Below are 16,496 nucleotides of genomic sequence, written 5' to 3'. Positions count from 1 at the left end.
ACACCCTCGCCCAATGCCAACGCGCCGCCCAAGCCGCCCGCACCACCGACACCCCCCAACAAGCACGCCAAGCAGCGCAGGCGGTGCTCTCCGGCGAGTGACCGGCAGCCGACGGGCCAGGCTTCGTGGGCTGGGCTGATCTGGGCTGGGCTGAGCTCGCTGTGCCAGGCCCTGTCCGGCGGATCGATCTGGGGGAGCCCCTGTCCGCGCGTCGCGGAGTGCGGGTCCGTCGTGGCTCGTCACGCAGTTCCCCGCGCCCCTGACGGGGCCCACCCCTTCGCTGCGCCAGGGCTGCCGGCACGCATGATCCGCCGGACACCGCCGGGTCACTCCTCTTCGGGGCGCGGCAGTGCGATTTCGGGGCGCGGCAGTGCGATGCCGGAGAGGTACTCGACGCCGGGCTCGGGCGGGACGGGCTCACCGGTGTCCGGGTCCGTGCAGTAGGCGCTGAAGACCTCGGCCTCGGTGAGGGGACGCAGCCAGTGCTCGCGGAGCACCCAGCCACGTACCGTGTCGGGCTGCCCGTCCTCCATCGTGCGCAGGACGACACCGCCAGGTCTGCTCGTGGCCAGCCCGACGGCCAGCACCGCGCGGAAGGCGTCCGCCTCGGCCTCGGTGGGCCGCCGGGCTCCGTCGTCGTGCCGAGTGCTCCCGGCGGCGCGGGCGGTCCTGTGCAGGACGGCGACGAGCGGGGCCACGTCGACCGGGACGCTGCACACCAGGTGGTGGGTGCCGAGGCCCGCGGCCGTCAGGAGGGCGTGTGTCGCTGACGTGGCCCGGGCGAGCGCGGCGGCCGCGACGTCCTCGCCGCAGTCGGGGCACTCCCCCAGTCTGGCCAGGAGTCCCGCGGCGTACGCCCAGGTGGCGTGGTGTTCCTCCGCGTCGATCAGCTGGGGAATGAGGCGGCTGAGCGGCTGGCCCTCGTACCGGACGGCGGGGCCCGCCGCGGCGATCTCGGCGGTGAAGCGGGCGCGGCTGGCAGCGGCGTCGGGGACGAGCCGGGCTTCGGTGCAGAACGCGCGGTAGGCGACGGGGTCGAAGAGGGCGACGGTGGTGTACCCGCCTTGGGCGGCCAGCGCGCGCAGCAGGCCGTCCACCTGCCGCAGATACGCCGGGTAGTCCTCGGAATGGAAGCTGGCGTAGCGCCGCATGGCGGCGAAATCCGTCTCGTCCGCCAGCAGGGCGACGGTCCTGGGCGATTCCCGGCGAAGCGCGCGGCGGGCGGTCGCGCGGCCGCCGCGCGCCGCCGACCGGTCCCGCCGTCCGCCCTGTCCCTCGTGTCGGCCGTGTCCGCCGGGGCCGCGCGCTCCGGCTGGCCCGGCGGGTTTCCTTGGGGCGCGGGCGCCGCCGGGCCTGACCTCCGGTGCGGTCGGCTTCGCCACAGGACCGCTTCGCTCGCCGACCGTATGCCGGTTGACGCCCGCCTGCCGTCGCCTGTTCCGTGCGTGTGCCATGGCTCCCCCTGAGCGCTGTCGATCAGTGCTCACTCACCGTAACCGGGGGGTCTGACAGTGGTGTCGGCGTCAGGCGTCGGTGCCGGTCGCGCGGGCGCGGGCGAGCCGCTCGTAGAAGTGGAGCAGCTCGATGTTGTCCACCGACCCGGGGTTGACCGCTTTGTCCAGGGCGGTGCCCTGGAGCAGGCGCTTGACCGGGACCTCGATGCGCTTGCCGGTGAGGGTGTGCGGGACCGCGGGGACCTCGATGACCTCGTCGGGGACATGGCGCGGGGAGAGCTGGGCGCGGATGACGGTCTTGATTTTCTCGCGTAGGTCGTCGTTGAGGGCGGCGCCGGGCGCGAGGTGCACGAACAGGGGCATCCAGTAGCCGCCGTCGGGCTGTTCGACGCCGATGACCAGGGATTCGCGGATCTCGGGGAGCCGTTCCACGGCCTCGTAGATGTCGGCGGAGCCCATGCGGACGCCCTGCCGGTTCAGGGTGGAGTCGGAGCGCCCGTGGATGATGACGCTGCCGCGCGAGGTGAGGGTGATCCAGTCGCCGTGCCGCCAGACGCCGGGGAACTCGTCGAAGTAGCTGTCGTGGTAGCGGCTGCCGTCGGGATCGTTCCAGAAGCGGACGGGCATCGACGGCATGGGGTTGGTGACGATGAGTTCGCCGACCTCGTCCACGACGGGTTCGCCCTGCGGGTTCCACGCCTGGAGGTCGGTGCCCAGGCCCGGTGCCTGGAGCTCGCCGATGTGGACGGGGAGGGTGGGGACGGCGCCGGCGAAGCAGCTGCAGACGTCGGTGCCGCCGCTGACGGAGGCGATCCACATGTCCTCGGCGACCTCGTCGTGCAGCCAGCGGAAGCCGTCGGGCGGCAGCGGGGAGCCGGTGGTGGCGACGCACTTGACGCGGGAGAGGTCGAAGTCGCGGCCCGGGTGGACGTCGGCCTTGCGGCAGGCCATGACGTAGGCGGCGGAGGTGCCGTACAGGGTCGCCCCGGTGCGTTCGGCGACGCGCCACTGGGCCGCGGTGTCCGGGTAGCCGGGGCTGCCGTCGTAGAGGACGACGGTGGCGCCGACGAGGAGGCCGGAGACGAGGAAGTTCCACATCATCCAGCCGGTGGAGGTGTACCAGAAGAAGCGGTCCTCGGGGCCCAGGTCGCAGTGCAGGCCGAGCTGCTTGAGGTGTTCGACGAGGATGCCGCCCTGGGACTGGACGATGGCCTTGGGCAGCCCGGTGGTGCCCGAGGAGTACAGCACCCACAGCGGGTGGTCGAAGGGGACCTGCTCGAAGACCGGCTCGGTGGCGGCCGAGGTGAGGTCGTCCCAGTGCAGCGTGCCCACGGGTGCCGGTGTGCCGAGCTGCGGGATGTGCACGACGGCGCGCAGGGTGGGCAGCTCGCGCCGCAGTTCGGCGACGGTCTCGGTGCGGTCGTGTTCCTTGCCGCCGTAGCGGTAGCCGTCGACGGTGAACAGGACGACGGGTTCGACCTGCTGGAAGCGGTCGAGGACGCTGCGGGCGCCGAAGTCGGGGGCGCAGGAGGTCCATACCGCGCCGACGGCGGCGGTGGCGAGGAGGGCGACCGTGGCCTGCGGGATGTTGGGGACGTAGCCGCTGATCCGGTCGCCGGGGCGCACACCGAGGGCGCGCAGCTCGGCGGCGAGCGCGCCGACCTGGCCGCGCAGGGTGGACCAGCTGACGGGGATGGGGTCGTGGATCTCGTCGACGTACAGCAGGGCGGGGTCGCCGGCGCGGGCCGGGTCCTCGGCGGCGCGCAGCGCGTGCTCCGCGTAGTTGAGGGTGGCGCCGGGGAACCAGCGCGCGCCCGGCATGGCGCGCTCGGCGAGCACGGTCTCGTACGGGGCGGAGAAGCGCACGTCGAACCACTCGGTGACCGCCTTCCAGAAGTCCGGCAGCCGCTCGACGGACCAGCGGTGCAGGGCGGCGTACCCGGCGGCGGGGTCGCCGGGGGTGGCGGCGGGGGCGCCGTGCCGTTCGGCGGCCCAGGTCTGGAAGCGGGTGACCTGTGCGCGGGCGACGCGGTCCTGACCGGGCTGCCACAGGGGCTCCGGCTCGGCTGCTGGCTGCGGTGCGGTGGTCATCTGCGGCTCCCGGACTGTGCGCGTGGTGTGCGTCCGCTCGCATACGGGCACGGGCCCCGGTGGGTGGCGGGTGCGTGCGCGTGACGCGGCTCAGCAGGACGATGCCATGTGATCGACTTCCGCACCAGGGTGGGTCCCCTCCCCGGGGGCCTCCGACGGGCCGCCGCCCCGTTCCGGCCGTGACGGTGTGCCGGGTCCCGTGGGTCTGAGGGGGCTGATGAGGGCATGCGCGGGCGCCAGGTCACAGGTTGGGGAGGCACTGGGGTGACAACGGGTGAACGGCAGTTGAACGACGTCTCCGTTCGCTCCTCTCAATGGCAGGGTGATCTGCATGGATGCGCGTGACCTGGTGCGGTCGGTGAAGGTGGCTGGTTCTGCGCAGGGGCTGAGGAAGGTCAGATCGGCGTGGCGGCGGCGCCGCGTGGATGCGGTGGGGCTGCCCCGGCGGGGTGCTGAGCGGGCTCGTGTGCCGGGGCTCGCCGAGGGTGCGGAGCCGCAGCCAGGCGGTGGTGTGGTGCGGTTCGCCCGTTCGTCGCTGCGGGTGCGGGTGGCGGTGGGCGGGGCGGTGTTCTGCGGCTGGGACGGCACCGATCCCGAGCCGTCGTACGCGCTGGCCGGGCCCTGCCCCGAGGTCGATCCGCGGGTGGTTCTGGAGCCGGACACGGAGGACGGCTGGCGGGTGGTGTCGGAGCGGGTGACGGTGGCGGTGTCCCGGTACGGGGCGGTCGAGATCCGCACGCCTGGTGGTGTTGTGCTGCGCCGGGAGCTGCCGCCGCGCTGGTGGGAGCCGGTACACCCGGCAGCGGCCGAGCAGGCGCACCCCCGGTGGGCGCAGCGCTCCCAAGTGGCCGCTGACGCACGGTGTTTCGGCCTGGGCGGCCGCTCAGCGGGGCCGCGGCTGCGGGACGGCACGTACCGGCTGTGGAACACCGATCCGGGCGGGTCCTTCGGACCGGGTGACGACCCGCTGTATCTCACGATGCCGGTGCAGCTGGTGGTGGCGGACGCGAGCAGTCATCTGATCTTCCACGACAACACCTGGGACGGCCTGGTCACGCTGCGGGAGGGCGTGGAGGGCGGGGGTTCGGGGCACGACCGGCCGGGCGGCTGCGAGATACGGATGGAGGGCGGCCCGCTGCGGTACTGGGTGATCGTGGGCACTCCGGCGCGTGTGCTGCATGGCTGGGCGGCGCTGACGGGGGCGCCCGCGCTGCCGCCGCGCTGGGCGCTGGGTCACCATCACGCCCGGTGGGGGTTCGGTGACGAGGGTGAGGTGCGGCGGGTGGTGGCGGGGTATCTGGACCGCGGGCTTCCGCTGTCGGCGCTCCATCTCGACATCGACCACCTGCGGGGGAACCGGGTGTTCACGGTGGACCGCGGACGGTTTCCCGATCTGCCCCGGCTGGCGGCTGAGCTGGCCGGGGACGGGGTGCGTCTGGTGTCGATCGTCGATCCGGCGGTAAAGGCGGAGCCGGGCGACGCGGTGTACGACGGGGGTGTGGCCGCCGGGGCGTTCGTCAAGGACGCGACCGGTCAGGTCATCCGGGGTGAGGTGTGGCCGGGTGAGGCGGTCTTCCCCGACTTCACCGATCCCCGGGCGCGCAAGTGGTGGAGCGGGTTGTACGTGGAGCGCCTCGCGCAGGGCTTCGCGGGGATGTGGCATGACATGAATGAGCCGGTGTCGTTCGCCGCCTTCGGCGATCCGACGCTGCCGCTGTCGGCGCGGCACGCGCTGGAGGGGCGGGGCGGCGACCACCGGGAGGCGCACAACGTGTACGGGCTCGCGATGGCGCGTGCCGGGTACGAGGGGTTGCGCGAACTGCGCCCGGAGCAGCGGCCGTTCCTCTTCTCCCGCTCGGGGTGGGCGGGGATGCAGCGGTATGGGGGCACCTGGTCGGGTGATGTGGCGACGGGCTGGCCCGGGATGCGGGCCTCGCTCGCTCTGGTGCTGGGCCTCGGACTGTGCGGGGTGCCGTATTCCGGACCTGACGTGGGCGGTTTCACCGGGTCGCCGTCGCCCGAGCTGTATCTGCGCTGGTTCCAGCTGGGTTCGTATCTGCCGCTGTTCCGTACCCACTCGGCGCTTTGGGCGGGGCGGCGTGAGCCGTGGGAGTTCGGCCCTGAGGTGCTTGAGCACGCGACGGCGGCGTTGCGCGAACGCCAACGGCTTCTGCCGTACTTCGTCACCCTGGCGCAGCTCGCGCACCGCACGGGCGCCCCGTATGTCCGCCCCCTGTGGTGGCGCTCGCCGCGGGACCGGGCGCTGCGCGACTGCGAGGACGCGTTCCTGCTCGGGGACTCGCTGCTGGTGGCTCCGGTGCTGGAGCCGGATGCCCGGCGGCGGGCGGTGCGGCTGCCGCGCGGCCGGTGGTACGACACGGCGACGGGCCAGCCCTACGAGGGGCCTGGCCAGGTGCTGGTGGACGCGCCGCTGTCGCGGGTTCCGGTGCTGGCGCGGGCTGGTTCCGTGCTGTCGGTGGCGGGTGAGCGGGGGGAGACGGAGCTTGAGGTGTGGGCGCCGGCCGCCGGCCGCACGGGCGGCGGGGTGCTGATCCCCGACGCGGGAGACGGCTGGGAGATGCCGGAGGCGGTGCGTTTCACCACCCGGCTGCGCGGTGGACGGGTGGCGGTGGAGCAGGAGGGCGCGGACGAGGTGACGTATCCGATGCGGGTACGCGGGGGCGCGGCGGGCCTCGCGTAGCGTCCGGCGGCGGTGGCGGGCGTACGGCTGCCGGGCGGTGTCCGGCGGGTGTGACGGGTGCGTGGCTCGCGCGGCGGCGGCCGGCCTCTTCCCCCGCCCGCCCGTCCACTGATATCTGAGGGGCATGCCGACTCTCGCCGCCGCGTCGCGCGCGCTCGCCCTGCCCCTGACCGCTGTACTCGCCTTCGCCGGTGCCTCCGCCGCCCCCGCGCAGGCGAAGCCCGAGCCGAAGGCCCCCAAGGAGTTCGTGGCCCTCAGCGAGGTGGACCCGACGATCCTCCAGGAGATCCGCTACCGCACCGAGCACAACTTCACCGGCCATCGCGTCGAGGGCTACCGCCAGCCGCTGTGCGTCCTGACCCGCCCGGCAGCCAAGGCACTGCACAAGGCGCAGACGCGGCTGCTGCGGCACGGCTACAGCCTGAAGGTGTACGACTGCTACCGGCCGCAGCGCGCCGTGAACGACTTCGTGACCTGGGCGAAGGATCTCGACGACCAGCGGATGAAGGGCGAGTTCTACCCGGATGTCGACAAGTCGCGGCTGTTCCTCGACGGCTATATCGCGGAGAAGTCGGGTCACAGCAGGGGCAGCACGACCGATGTGACCATCGTGAAGCTGCCCGCCAAGCCCACGCGCCCGTACGTTCCCGGCGAGCCGCTGGTGCGCTGTTACGAGCCACAGGCGGAGCGGTTCCCCGACAACTCGGTGGATATGGGTACCGGGTTCGACTGCTTCGACACCCTCTCGCACACCCTCGACCCCCGCATCCGGGGCGAGCAGCGGGCGAACCGGATGCTACTCAAGAACACGCTGGAAGGGGTGGGCTTCGTGAACCTGGCCGAGGAGTGGTGGCACTACACCTTCAAGCCGGAGCCGTTCCCCGAGACCTACTTCGACTTCCCCGTGCATCGCCGGTCGCTGTCGGGCCACCGACCCGTCGGGCCCGGCGGCCGCTGACCCGGGGGTGGAGAACCGGCCGGACGGAGCCACCCCCGTGGACCCCACCCGGCCGGTCACGTTCAGGTGGACGCGCAGGGTTCATTCCTGGTTGCGTCATTTACGGTGCTGACATGGAAGAGCAGACATTCGCTTCGTACGACGAATTCTGGCCCTACTACGTCGCCATGCACTCGCGCGCCGCGACCCGGTGGGTGCATCTGGCGGGCACGCTCACCGGGCTGACGGTCGCGGCGTACGGGCTGGCGCGCGGACGGCGGCGGTACGCGCTGGCGGTGCCGCTGATCGGCTACGGCTCGGCCTGGCCCGCGCACTTCCTCATCGAGGGCAACAACCCGGCCACCTTCGGGCATCCGCTGTGGTCGCTGCGGGGCGACCGGCAGATGATCAGGATGATGCTGGCGGGGCGGGACGCCGAGCTGGGTGAGATCGCGGAGAAGTGGCTGGCCGAGCACCCGGAGCTGGATCACCGCAGGGCCGCGTGACCGACGGGGCGGCGGGCGTGGGGAGCCGACCGCCCGGCAGGGCGGGGCCGCCACCCCGCCGCCCCGTACGGCCGTAGGCGGCAGCGCGGCCGCCCGGCGCCGCCGGCGGTCGCCTTCCGTGCCGTGCGCGCCCGTGCCACACTCCTGACGAGCCGTCAGCTTCGGTGCGGGGAGGGCATGTGGCACGCGCGCGTACGCCCGTGGTGGCCGGGTGGTTCGGCTCGTCCGGCCAGAACGGCGAGATCGGCCAGAGCGGCGAGGGCTTCTGCCTGCTGGGCAGCCACTGTGCGGACTGCGGCGCGGTGTTCTTCCCGCCCGGGGACACGTCCTGCCGCAACCCGGCGTGCGCGGGCACCGACCTGGTCAGCGCGCCGCTGTCCCGGCGCGGCCGGGTGTGGTCGTACACCGAAGGGCGGTACCGCCCGCCCGCCCCGTACCTCAGCGACCCCGCAACCCCCTTCGAGCCGTATCTCCTGATCGCCGTGGAACTGGCGGCCGAGCGCATGGTGGTGCTCGGGCAGGGCGCGCCCGGGGTGACGCTGGCGGAGCTGGCCGTGGGGATGGAGGCGGAGGTCGTCCCGGGGGTGCTGTACGAGGACAGCGAACAGATCTGGACGACCTGGCACTGGCGGCCGCTGCCGGGCGGCCGCTCATGACCCGCGACGTGGCGGTCCTGGGCGCCGGGATGCACCCGTGGGGCAAGTGGGGCCGCCCCTTCACCGCCTACGGCACGAAGGCGGCGACCGACGCCCTCGCCGACGCCGGACTCCCGTGGTCGGCCGTGCGCTACATCGTCGGCGCGGCCACCATCCGCTGCGGCTATCCCGGCCATGTCGCCGGGGCCGCGTTCGCCCGCGCGCTGGGCTGGCAGGGAGCCAGGATCAGCAGCGTCTACGCGGCCTGCGCCTCCGGTGCCCAGGCGATCGACGCGGCCCGCGCGCAGCTGCTGTCCGGGCTGGCCGAGGTCGCCCTCGTCGTCGGTGCGGACTCCGCGCCCAAGGGGTTCTTCGCTCCCCCGGGCGGCGACCGGCCGGACGACCCCGACTGGCTGCGGTTCCGGGTGCTCGGCGCCACCAACCCCGTCTACTTCGCCCTGTCAGCCCGGCGCAGGATGGCCGTCCACGGCGACAGACCGGCGGACTTCGCGCAGATCAAGGTCAAGAACGCGGCCGCGGGCGCGCTCAATCCGTACGCCCGCTACCGGCGGCCGGTCAGCGCCGCGCAGGTCGCCGCGTCGCCGGTCGTCGCCGACCCGCTGCGGCTGCTCGACATCTGCGCGACCTCCGACGGGGGCGCCGCCCTCGTGCTGTCCACCATGGACTTCGCCCGCCGCCACGGACACGCCGACCCCGTCCGTATCCGCGCCGTGTCCACCGTCAGCCCGCGCTACCCGGCCACCGTGCTCGACCTGCCCGACATCGCCACCGACTCCGCCGCGGCCGTACCGCCCGCCCCCGGGACGTTCCGGGCCTCCCTCGCGCGGGCGGCGTACGAGGAGGCGGGCATCGGCCCCGGTGAGCTGTCGCTGGCCGAGGTGTACGACTTGTCCACCGCGTCGGAACTGGAGTGGTACGAGGACGTGGGGCTGTGCGGCGCGGGTGCGGGGGCCGGGCTGCTGCGCGCGGGCGTCACCGCGCTGGGCGGGCGGGTACCGGTCAATCCGAGCGGAGGGCTCGCCTCCTTCGGTGAGGCGGTGCCCGCCCAGGCCATCGCCCAGGTGTGCGAGCTGACATGGCAGCTGCGCGGGCAGGCGGGCGCGCGGCAGGTGCCCGGCGCGCGCGTGGGGATCGCGGCCAGTCAGGGGCTGTTCGGCCATGGCGCGGCAGTGGTCGCCGTGCGATGAGGCAGCCGCCCCGGCGCTCACCAGGCCCGGTCCGCTCGGCCGATCAGCCGTTGCTGTCCATGACCTTGACGCTCCATCAGCCCAGGTGAACACTTCCCGTTGTCAGTCGGCGTCGCCGTAAGCGGGCACCCCCGGCCGCGGGACGGCTCCGCCATGTCGTTCCCGGCTCGGTGCGCACCGAGCCGGTAGCCTTCGCGGGCGACCGCCGACACGTGGCACGCTCGTCGCGGACCCCGGGCGGCATACAGGCCCGCCTCTTCGGTCCCGTGACCATGAGCGGTGAACCCTGCACGGAGGACCGGGGCGAGGCCCCGGGCGAGGGCTGAGGAGCCGCAATGAACTATTCCCATGGCGACATCTTCGTCGGCGAGATCATCGGCACCGCGATCCTGATTCTCTTCGGCGCCGGAGTGTGCGCCGCCGTCACCCTCAAACACTCCAAGGCGCGGGCGTCCGGATGGGTGGTGATCGCCTTCGGCTGGGGATTCGGCGTCCTCGCCGGCGCGTACACCGCCGGTCCGCTCTCTGGCGGGCACCTGAATCCGGCGGTGACGGTGGGCATCGCCGTCGACACCGGCGAGTGGGAGGACGTGCCGCTGTACATCGCCGGGCAGCTGGTCGGGGCCCTGATCGGCGCTTGCCTCGCCTATCTGGCGTACTACGCGCAGTTCGCGGCCAACGCCGACGAGAAGACCGCACAGCCCACGCTGGGCGTCTTCGCCACGATCCCCGAGGTCAGGCACCCGGTCGCCAACCTCCTCACCGAGATCATCGCAACCATCGGCCTGGTGCTGCCGCTGCTGGCGTTCGGGCTCGACAAGGGCCTGGGCACCTCGGGGGTGAAGACGCTGATGGTCGCGTTCGTCGTGGTCGGCATCGGCCTCTCCCTCGGCGGGCCGACCGGTTACGCCATCAACCCCGCCCGCGACCTCGGGCCGCGCATCGTGCACGCGCTGCTGCCCATCCCGCACAAGGGCACCTCCGACTGGGGTTACGCCTGGGTCCCCGTCGCGGGCCCGCTCATCGGAGCCGCGCTCTCCGGTCTTATCTTCAACGCAGCCTTCTGAGTCAGGAGACGTCATGACGAACGGGACGGCCGGCACGGACGCTTACGTCGCCGCGATCGACCAGGGCACGACCTCCAGCCGCTGCATCATCTTCAACCGGCAGGGCAGCATCGTCGCCGCCGACCAGCGTGAGCACCGTCAGATCTTCCCCAAGCCGGGCTGGGTGGAGCACGACGCCACCGAGATCTGGTCCAAGACGCAGGCGGTGGTGGCGGGCGCGCTGGCCAAGGCGGGACTGCGCGCCGACCAGCTCAGTTCGCTCGGCATCACCAACCAGCGCGAGACGACCGTGCTGTGGGACCGGTCCACGGGGAAGCCGGTGCACAACGCGATCGTCTGGCAGGACACGCGGACCTCCGAACTGTGTGACGAGCTGGGCGGCGCGGACGGCCAGGACCGCTTCCGCGAGGCCACCGGTCTGCCCCTGGCCAGCTACTTCTCCGGGCCGAAGGCCGCCTGGCTGCTGGACAACGTGCCGGGGCTGCGGCGCCGCGCCGAACTGGGTGAGATCGCCTTCGGCACGATCGACTCCTGGCTGATCTGGAATCTGACCGGCGGCACCGACGGCGGCGTGCACGTCACCGACGTCACCAACGCCGGGCGCACCATGCTGATGAACCTCGGCACGCTCCAGTGGGACTCCTCGATCCTGTCCGCGATGAACATCCCCGAGGCGGTGCTCCCGGAGATCAAGTCCTCCGCCGAGGTGTACGGCACGGCCGTCGGCCAACTCTCCGGGGTGCCCGTGGCCTCCGCGCTCGGCGACCAGCAGGCCGCGGTCTTCGGGCAGACCTGCTACGGCGTGGGCGAGGCCAAGAACACGTACGGGACCGGCAGCTTCCTGCTGCTCAACACCGGTGAGCGGCCGGTGCCGTCGAAGAACGGGCTGCTGACGACCATGGGCTACCAGCTAGGCGGCGAGCGCCCGGTGTACTGCCTTGAGGGGTCGATCGCGATCACCGGTGCGCTGGTCCAGTGGTTCCGCGACCAGCTCGGCATCATCCGCTCGGCCGAGGAGATCGAGACGCTGGCGGCCAGCGTGGACGACAACGGCGGCGCGTACATCGTCCCGGCGTTCTCCGGCCTGTACGCCCCGTACTGGCGCTCGGACGCGCGCGGCGTCATCACCGGCCTCACCCGCTACGTCACCAAGGCCCACCTGGCGCGCGCCGTGCTGGAGGCGACGAGCTGGCAGACCCGCGAGGTCGTCGACGCGATGTACGAGGACTCCGGGGTGCGGCTCACCTCGCTGAAGGTGGACGGCGGCATGACCGCCAACTCGCTGCTCATGCAGCACCAGGCGGACGTCCTCGGGGTGCCCGTCACCCGACCTGTGATCGCCGAGACCACCTGCCTGGGCGCGGCCTACGCGGCGGGGCTCGCCACCGGGGTGTGGCAGGACCTGGACGAGTTGCGGGCGCACTGGAAGCGTGACGTCGAGTGGAGCCCGCGGATGGCCCCCGAGGCACGGGAGCGGGAGTACGCCAACTGGCACAAGGCGGTGGAGCGCAGCTTCGGCTGGACCGACGACCGGGCCTCCGGGCGCGCGTAGTCGGAGAGGGCATGCCGGCGTCGCTGTGGCCGTGTTCGCGGGAGGGCGCCGGATGGGGGCTCCTCCCGCGGACCGGCAGCCATGCCGCGACGCGGCGCGGCCCGTACCCCGCGTCATGGGGTACGGGCCGCGCTGGGGGCCTCGGAGGGCGGTCAGCCGCCCGCGGCTTGCCGCTGCTGGGCGGCGATCTTCATCGCGTGTTCGACGACGGAGATCAGCACGCCCTTCGTCGACTCCCGTTCCCGGGCGTCGCACAGCATGACGGGCACATCCGGGTCGAGGTCGAGCGCGTCGCGCACGATGTCCTCGGGGAACCGGTCGGCGCCGTCGAAGCAGTTCACCGCCACGGTGAAGGCGATACCGCGCCGTTCGAAGTAGTCGACGGCGGCGAAACAGTCCTCCAGCCGCCGGGTGTCCGCCAGGACCACCGCGCCGAGCGCGCCGGTCGCCAGCTCGTCCCACAGGAACCAGAACCGGTCCTGCCCTGGCGTGCCGAACAGGTAGAGCACCAGGTCCTCGCGGAGCGTGATGCGTCCGAAGTCCATGGCGACGGTGGTGGTCTTCTTGCCTTCCACCCCGCCGATGTCGTCCACAGGGCGGCCGGCTTCACTGAGCAGTTCCTCGGTGCGCAGCGGCTTGATCTCGCTCACCGCGCCCACCAGGGTCGTCTTGCCCGCGCCGAAACCACCTGCCACCAGGATCTTCAACGTCACCGGGTCGACAACACTGGAACGGCCACGGTCAGAGTGCCCGGAGACCATTGATCACCTCGCGCAGTATCCACTCATCCGGCAGTTCTGCCGGAGGTACGGGCCGGGACACGCGGACGAGCGCCGCGTGCAGCAGGTCGCCGATGAGCACGCGGACGACCCCGACCGGCAGGTCGAGCTCGGCCGCTAACTCAGCGACGGACTGCGGGGTTTCCCGGCTCAGCTCGACAATGTCGAGATGCTCCGGGGAAAGCGTCTGATCGACCGTGCGGCCTCTGAGGGTGTCGGCGATGACCACCGCGATCAGGTCGAGCTTGTCCTCGGTCAGAGCGCGGGTTCGACCTCGGGTCATGGCGTACGGCCGTACTACCGGCCCCGCCGCGTCGTCGAACCAACGCGCTGTGTCCTCCCCGTCTCCGCTCATGTCACACCATCACCCACTGGACCGCGGAGCGGTGCCCAGATGGGTACCGACGCGCTTGACGAGCAGTGTCATCTCGTACGCGACCTGGCCGACATCGCTGTCGGCGTCGGCGAGCACGGCCAGACAGCTGCCGTCGCCCGCGGCGGTGACGAAGAGAAACGCGTCGTCGAGCTCCACGATGGTCTGCCGGACCCGGCCGACCTCGAAGTGCCGTCCGACTCCCTTGGCGAGGCTGTGGAATCCGGACGCCACGGCGGCCAGATGCTCACCGTCTTCCCGGGTCAAGTCACGTGACGCGCCGGTCGGCAGTCCGTCGCCGGAGAGCACGAGTGCCTTGTGGATGCTGCCCACCCGCTCGACCAGCTCGTCGAGCAGCCAGCTGAGCTCGCTGGATGGCCTCGACGCGGCGTTGAATGGTGCGGTCATCGACCGTCCCCCTCCCATGTGGTTCCTGGTGCTGTGCCCGCCGGGCCATTGGAGTCGGCGGAGGTGGTGTGCTGCTGCCGGCCGCGCTGCCAGCCGCGCTGGAGCGAGGACATCTTGGCCCGCGCCATCTCGGCCTCGGCCTGGGGGTCAGTCTCCTCCGGCTGCTGTTCCGGCTCCGCCTGGGGGGCGGGTTCCTTCTTGAGCTGCGGGGCGAGGCTGGCCTGCCGGACCCGGCGCGGCAGCCCGGTCGCCGACACCGGGGCGCCGGCCCGGGGGGCGGACTGCTCCGCGCGCCGGGGACGGTCCCCGGACGCGGACGGCTGCGGGTTCGGTACGAGCTCGGGAGGCCGCACCGGCCCCTGGTCATTGGACTGGCGCGGGTCGCGGCCCGGCCTCGGATTCTCCACGGGGCGCCCGTGGTCGGAGACGAGCACAGGGTGCCTGCGGCGCGGCAGCGCGACCGGCTGGCCGGAAGGCGGTGCCTGACCGTCGGCGGCCTGCTGGTGCTCGGACGACGCGGTGGGGTCGGACAGAGCGGGGTGCGGGGCTCCGCGGCCCCGGAACCAGCCGCCTTCCACGTCGTCCGGCTCCTCGTCGCCGAACGGACTGAGCGGTGCCTCCAGTTCGACCGGCCCGTCGAACGGCTCGGGCTCCACCGCGCGCGCGTGTTTGCCGCGGCGGCCGCCCGATCCCTGGCCGATCGCCGCGATCCCGCTTTCGGAGGGCCGCAGCCTGCGGGTGTCGTCGCTGCTCTCCTCGCCACCGTCCTGCTCCGTCTCCCCGCTCTCGGAGAGCAGCGTCGCGGGGATGAGCACGATCGCGGTGGTGCCCCCGTACGGGGAGGGCTGGAGGGAGACGCGGACGCCCTGGCGCTGGGCGAGGCGGCTGACGACGAACAGGCCGAGCCGGTCGGTGTCGGAGAGCTCGAAGTCGCGTGTCTCGGCGAGCCGCAGGTTCGCCTCAAGCAGCGCGTCGGGCGCCATGCCGAGCCCGCGGTCGTGGATCTCCAGGGTGAAGCCGTTGGAGACCCGCTCGCCGTGCACCTGGACCGCGGTGTGCGGTGGGGAGAACACGGCCGCGTTCTCCAGCAGTTCCGCGATGAGGTGCGTGAGGTCGGCGACCGCGGGGCCGTTGACCGCGAGGCGGGCCAGGCGGCGCACCTCGATCCGCTCGTAGTCCTCGACCTCGGCGACCGCGGCGCGCACCACGTCCATGAGCTGGATGGGCTTGCGCCACTGCCGGGAGGGGGCCGCGCCGGAGAGGATGACCAGGCCCTCGGCGTGCCGCCGCATGCGGGTGGTCATGTGGTCCAGGCGGAAGAGGTCGGCGAGTTCGTCGGTGTCCTCGGTACGTCGTTCCATGGCGTCCAGCAGCGTCAGCTGCCGGTGCAGCAGCACCTGGTGGCGGCGGGCGAGGTTGACGAACACCTCGGAGACGCCGCGTCGCATGTCCGCCTGCTTGACGGCGGCCTCGACGGCCGCGCGCTGCAGGGTGTTGAGGGCCTGGCCGACCTGGCCCATCTCGTCGCCGCCGTATTCGAGGCGGGGCGCCTCCGCGCTCACGTCGACCTGCTCGCCCGCGGCGAGCCTGCGCATGACGCTGGGCAGACGCACCCCGGAGACCTCGTGCGCGTCCTTACGGAGCCGCTGGAGGTCGCGGATGAGGGCGCGGCCGATGCGGATGGACACGAACAGGGAGGCGAGGAGGGCGACGAAGCCGAGGACACCGGCGGCACCGGCACGGAGCATCACGCTCGTCGCCTCGGGGCGCACGACGTCGTCCTCGTAGCGGTCGGTGTACTCCTTGCCCAGCCGGCTGTAGTCGTCCAGGGACGGGTTGACGGCGGCTTCCCAGCGCTTGCGGTTCATGATCTGCAGGGCGCGGGACGGGCCGGCGTTCTGAACGGCGTTCTCGGCGTTGTACAGCGCCTCGGGCGCCGCCGACGTGCGCCGGTAGTCCTGGATGATGCGCTGTTCGGACAGAGGGAGCACCGGCAGGTTGGTGGTGTAGATCAGGTCCCGCTCGGCCCGCAGGTCGGACATCAGCCGCATCTCCCGCCAGCTGATCTTGCCGGCGGTGAGGGCGCCGAGGTACAGGCTGTCCTCACGGGCCAGTGCCTCACGCGCACGGATCATCGCGACGATCGCGCGACCGTGCTTGTCGATGTCGGCGTTCGGCACGGTGTGCAGCGCGTACCGGAAGTTGTACACGCCGTCGACCAGGTAGTTGTACTTCTGATAGGCGCTGTCGCGGTTGATGGTGTTGTTCTCGACCTTGCCGCGCAGCGCGTCGAGTCCCTCGGCGCTGTCGAGGAAAGTGGCCAGCTGCGACTCCGAGTCGGAGTTCATGCTGTCCCGCGTGTCCTCGCTGTTGGCGTTGGAGCGCAGCTTGTCCAGAACCTTGTCCGTTTCGCGCTGCCTTTCCTTCATCTGCGCGAGGGCGCCGGTGTTGCGCTTGGCGAGATAGATGAGCGTCTGGCGACGCTCCTTTTGGATGGCCTGAACCGCGTCTTCAGCCGGTGTACCGACCTTGTCGATGACATCGGCCGCGTCCATCAGCTGGATGGCCTCACGACTGGTGATCACTGTAGCGAAGGCCCAGATTGCCGTCAGTGAGACGAGCGGCACCAGCAACAGCGCCACGATCTTCCGGCGGATCGACTTACCGCGAAAGCGCATGGCCTCCCTAACGTCAACCCCGCTGACGCGGGGGATGTTCCGACAACAAGCGGCGCGAGCCTACTACTGCTGAGTGTCCAACTCGAAGATGAGTCCGGTTACTGACG

13 protein-coding genes are annotated in these 16,496 nt (G+C 72.2%); 7 read left to right on the top strand and 6 right to left on the bottom strand.

Annotated features, from left to right (window positions below; translation table 11 throughout):
* Window positions 1–326: 326 nt before the first annotated feature.
* Together AC5P1B_RS07700 and AC5P1B_RS07695 are read right to left on the bottom strand one after the other, a co-directional pair.
* Window positions 327–1,454: a DUF8829 domain-containing protein gene (locus tag AC5P1B_RS07700; protein ID WP_493885795.1), complete on the bottom strand. Its 1,128-nt coding sequence runs from the start codon at window positions 1,452–1,454 to the stop codon at window positions 327–329.
* Between the two features lie 69 nt (window positions 1,455–1,523).
* Window positions 1,524–3,545 (bottom strand): acetoacetate--CoA ligase, encoded by a 2,022-nt coding sequence (locus tag AC5P1B_RS07695; RefSeq protein WP_493885794.1) that lies wholly within the window; start codon window positions 3,543–3,545, stop codon window positions 1,524–1,526.
* Between the two features lie 331 nt (window positions 3,546–3,876).
* Between AC5P1B_RS07695 and AC5P1B_RS07690 the strand changes: the two genes are divergently transcribed.
* From AC5P1B_RS07690 to glpK, 7 genes are all read left to right on the top strand, one after another.
* Window positions 3,877–6,246: a glycoside hydrolase family 31 protein gene (locus AC5P1B_RS07690; RefSeq protein ID WP_493885793.1), complete on the top strand. Its 2,370-nt coding sequence runs from the start codon at window positions 3,877–3,879 to the stop codon at window positions 6,244–6,246.
* Between the two features lie 124 nt (window positions 6,247–6,370).
* A complete protein-coding gene (locus AC5P1B_RS07685; RefSeq protein ID WP_493885792.1) occupies window positions 6,371–7,204 on the top strand; it encodes a M15 family metallopeptidase in 834 nt (277 codons plus the stop codon).
* 113 nt (window positions 7,205–7,317) lie between these two features.
* Window positions 7,318–7,689 (top strand): Mpo1-like protein, encoded by a 372-nt coding sequence (locus AC5P1B_RS07680; protein WP_493885791.1) that lies wholly within the window; start codon window positions 7,318–7,320, stop codon window positions 7,687–7,689.
* Window positions 7,690–7,868: 179 nt separating this feature from the next.
* On the top strand, window positions 7,869–8,345 hold the full coding sequence (locus AC5P1B_RS07675; protein ID WP_493885790.1) for a Zn-ribbon domain-containing OB-fold protein: 477 nt from the start codon (window positions 7,869–7,871) through the stop codon (window positions 8,343–8,345).
* Window positions 8,342–9,532: a lipid-transfer protein gene (locus AC5P1B_RS07670; protein ID WP_493885789.1), complete on the top strand. Its 1,191-nt coding sequence runs from the start codon at window positions 8,342–8,344 to the stop codon at window positions 9,530–9,532. The genes AC5P1B_RS07675 and AC5P1B_RS07670 overlap by 4 nt, the downstream gene beginning before the upstream one ends.
* Window positions 9,533–9,867: 335 nt before the next feature.
* Window positions 9,868–10,599, top strand: coding sequence for an MIP/aquaporin family protein (locus AC5P1B_RS07665; protein WP_493885788.1), 732 nt, complete (start codon window positions 9,868–9,870; stop codon window positions 10,597–10,599).
* A 13-nt stretch (window positions 10,600–10,612) separates the two neighbouring features.
* Window positions 10,613–12,151: a glycerol kinase GlpK gene (glpK, locus tag AC5P1B_RS07660; protein WP_493885787.1), complete on the top strand. Its 1,539-nt coding sequence runs from the start codon at window positions 10,613–10,615 to the stop codon at window positions 12,149–12,151.
* A gap of 152 nt (window positions 12,152–12,303) precedes the next feature.
* Here the strand turns inward: glpK and AC5P1B_RS07655 are convergent, their stop codons facing one another.
* From AC5P1B_RS07655 to AC5P1B_RS07640, 4 genes are read right to left on the bottom strand one after another with little or no spacing between them, the layout of a single operon-like run.
* Entirely contained in the window at window positions 12,304–12,912 is a 609-nt protein-coding gene (locus tag AC5P1B_RS07655) for a GTP-binding protein (RefSeq protein ID WP_493885786.1), read from the bottom strand.
* Window positions 12,893–13,285, bottom strand: a complete 393-nt coding sequence (locus AC5P1B_RS07650) for a DUF742 domain-containing protein (protein ID WP_493885785.1) — start codon at window positions 13,283–13,285, stop codon at window positions 12,893–12,895. Before AC5P1B_RS07650 ends, AC5P1B_RS07655 begins: the two co-directional genes overlap by 20 nt.
* Before the next feature lie 9 nt (window positions 13,286–13,294).
* On the bottom strand, window positions 13,295–13,711 hold the full coding sequence (locus tag AC5P1B_RS07645) for a roadblock/LC7 domain-containing protein (protein WP_493885784.1): 417 nt from the start codon (window positions 13,709–13,711) through the stop codon (window positions 13,295–13,297).
* Window positions 13,708–16,389 (bottom strand): nitrate- and nitrite sensing domain-containing protein, encoded by a 2,682-nt coding sequence (locus tag AC5P1B_RS07640; RefSeq protein ID WP_493885783.1) that lies wholly within the window; start codon window positions 16,387–16,389, stop codon window positions 13,708–13,710. Before AC5P1B_RS07640 ends, AC5P1B_RS07645 begins: the two co-directional genes overlap by 4 nt.
* Window positions 16,390–16,496 lie beyond the last annotated feature (107 nt).

This window comes from Streptomyces sp. A01 (genome assembly GCF_059026195.1).
Note: the sequence above shows the minus strand (reverse complement) of the source record. Positions and strands in the feature narration are given on the sequence as shown.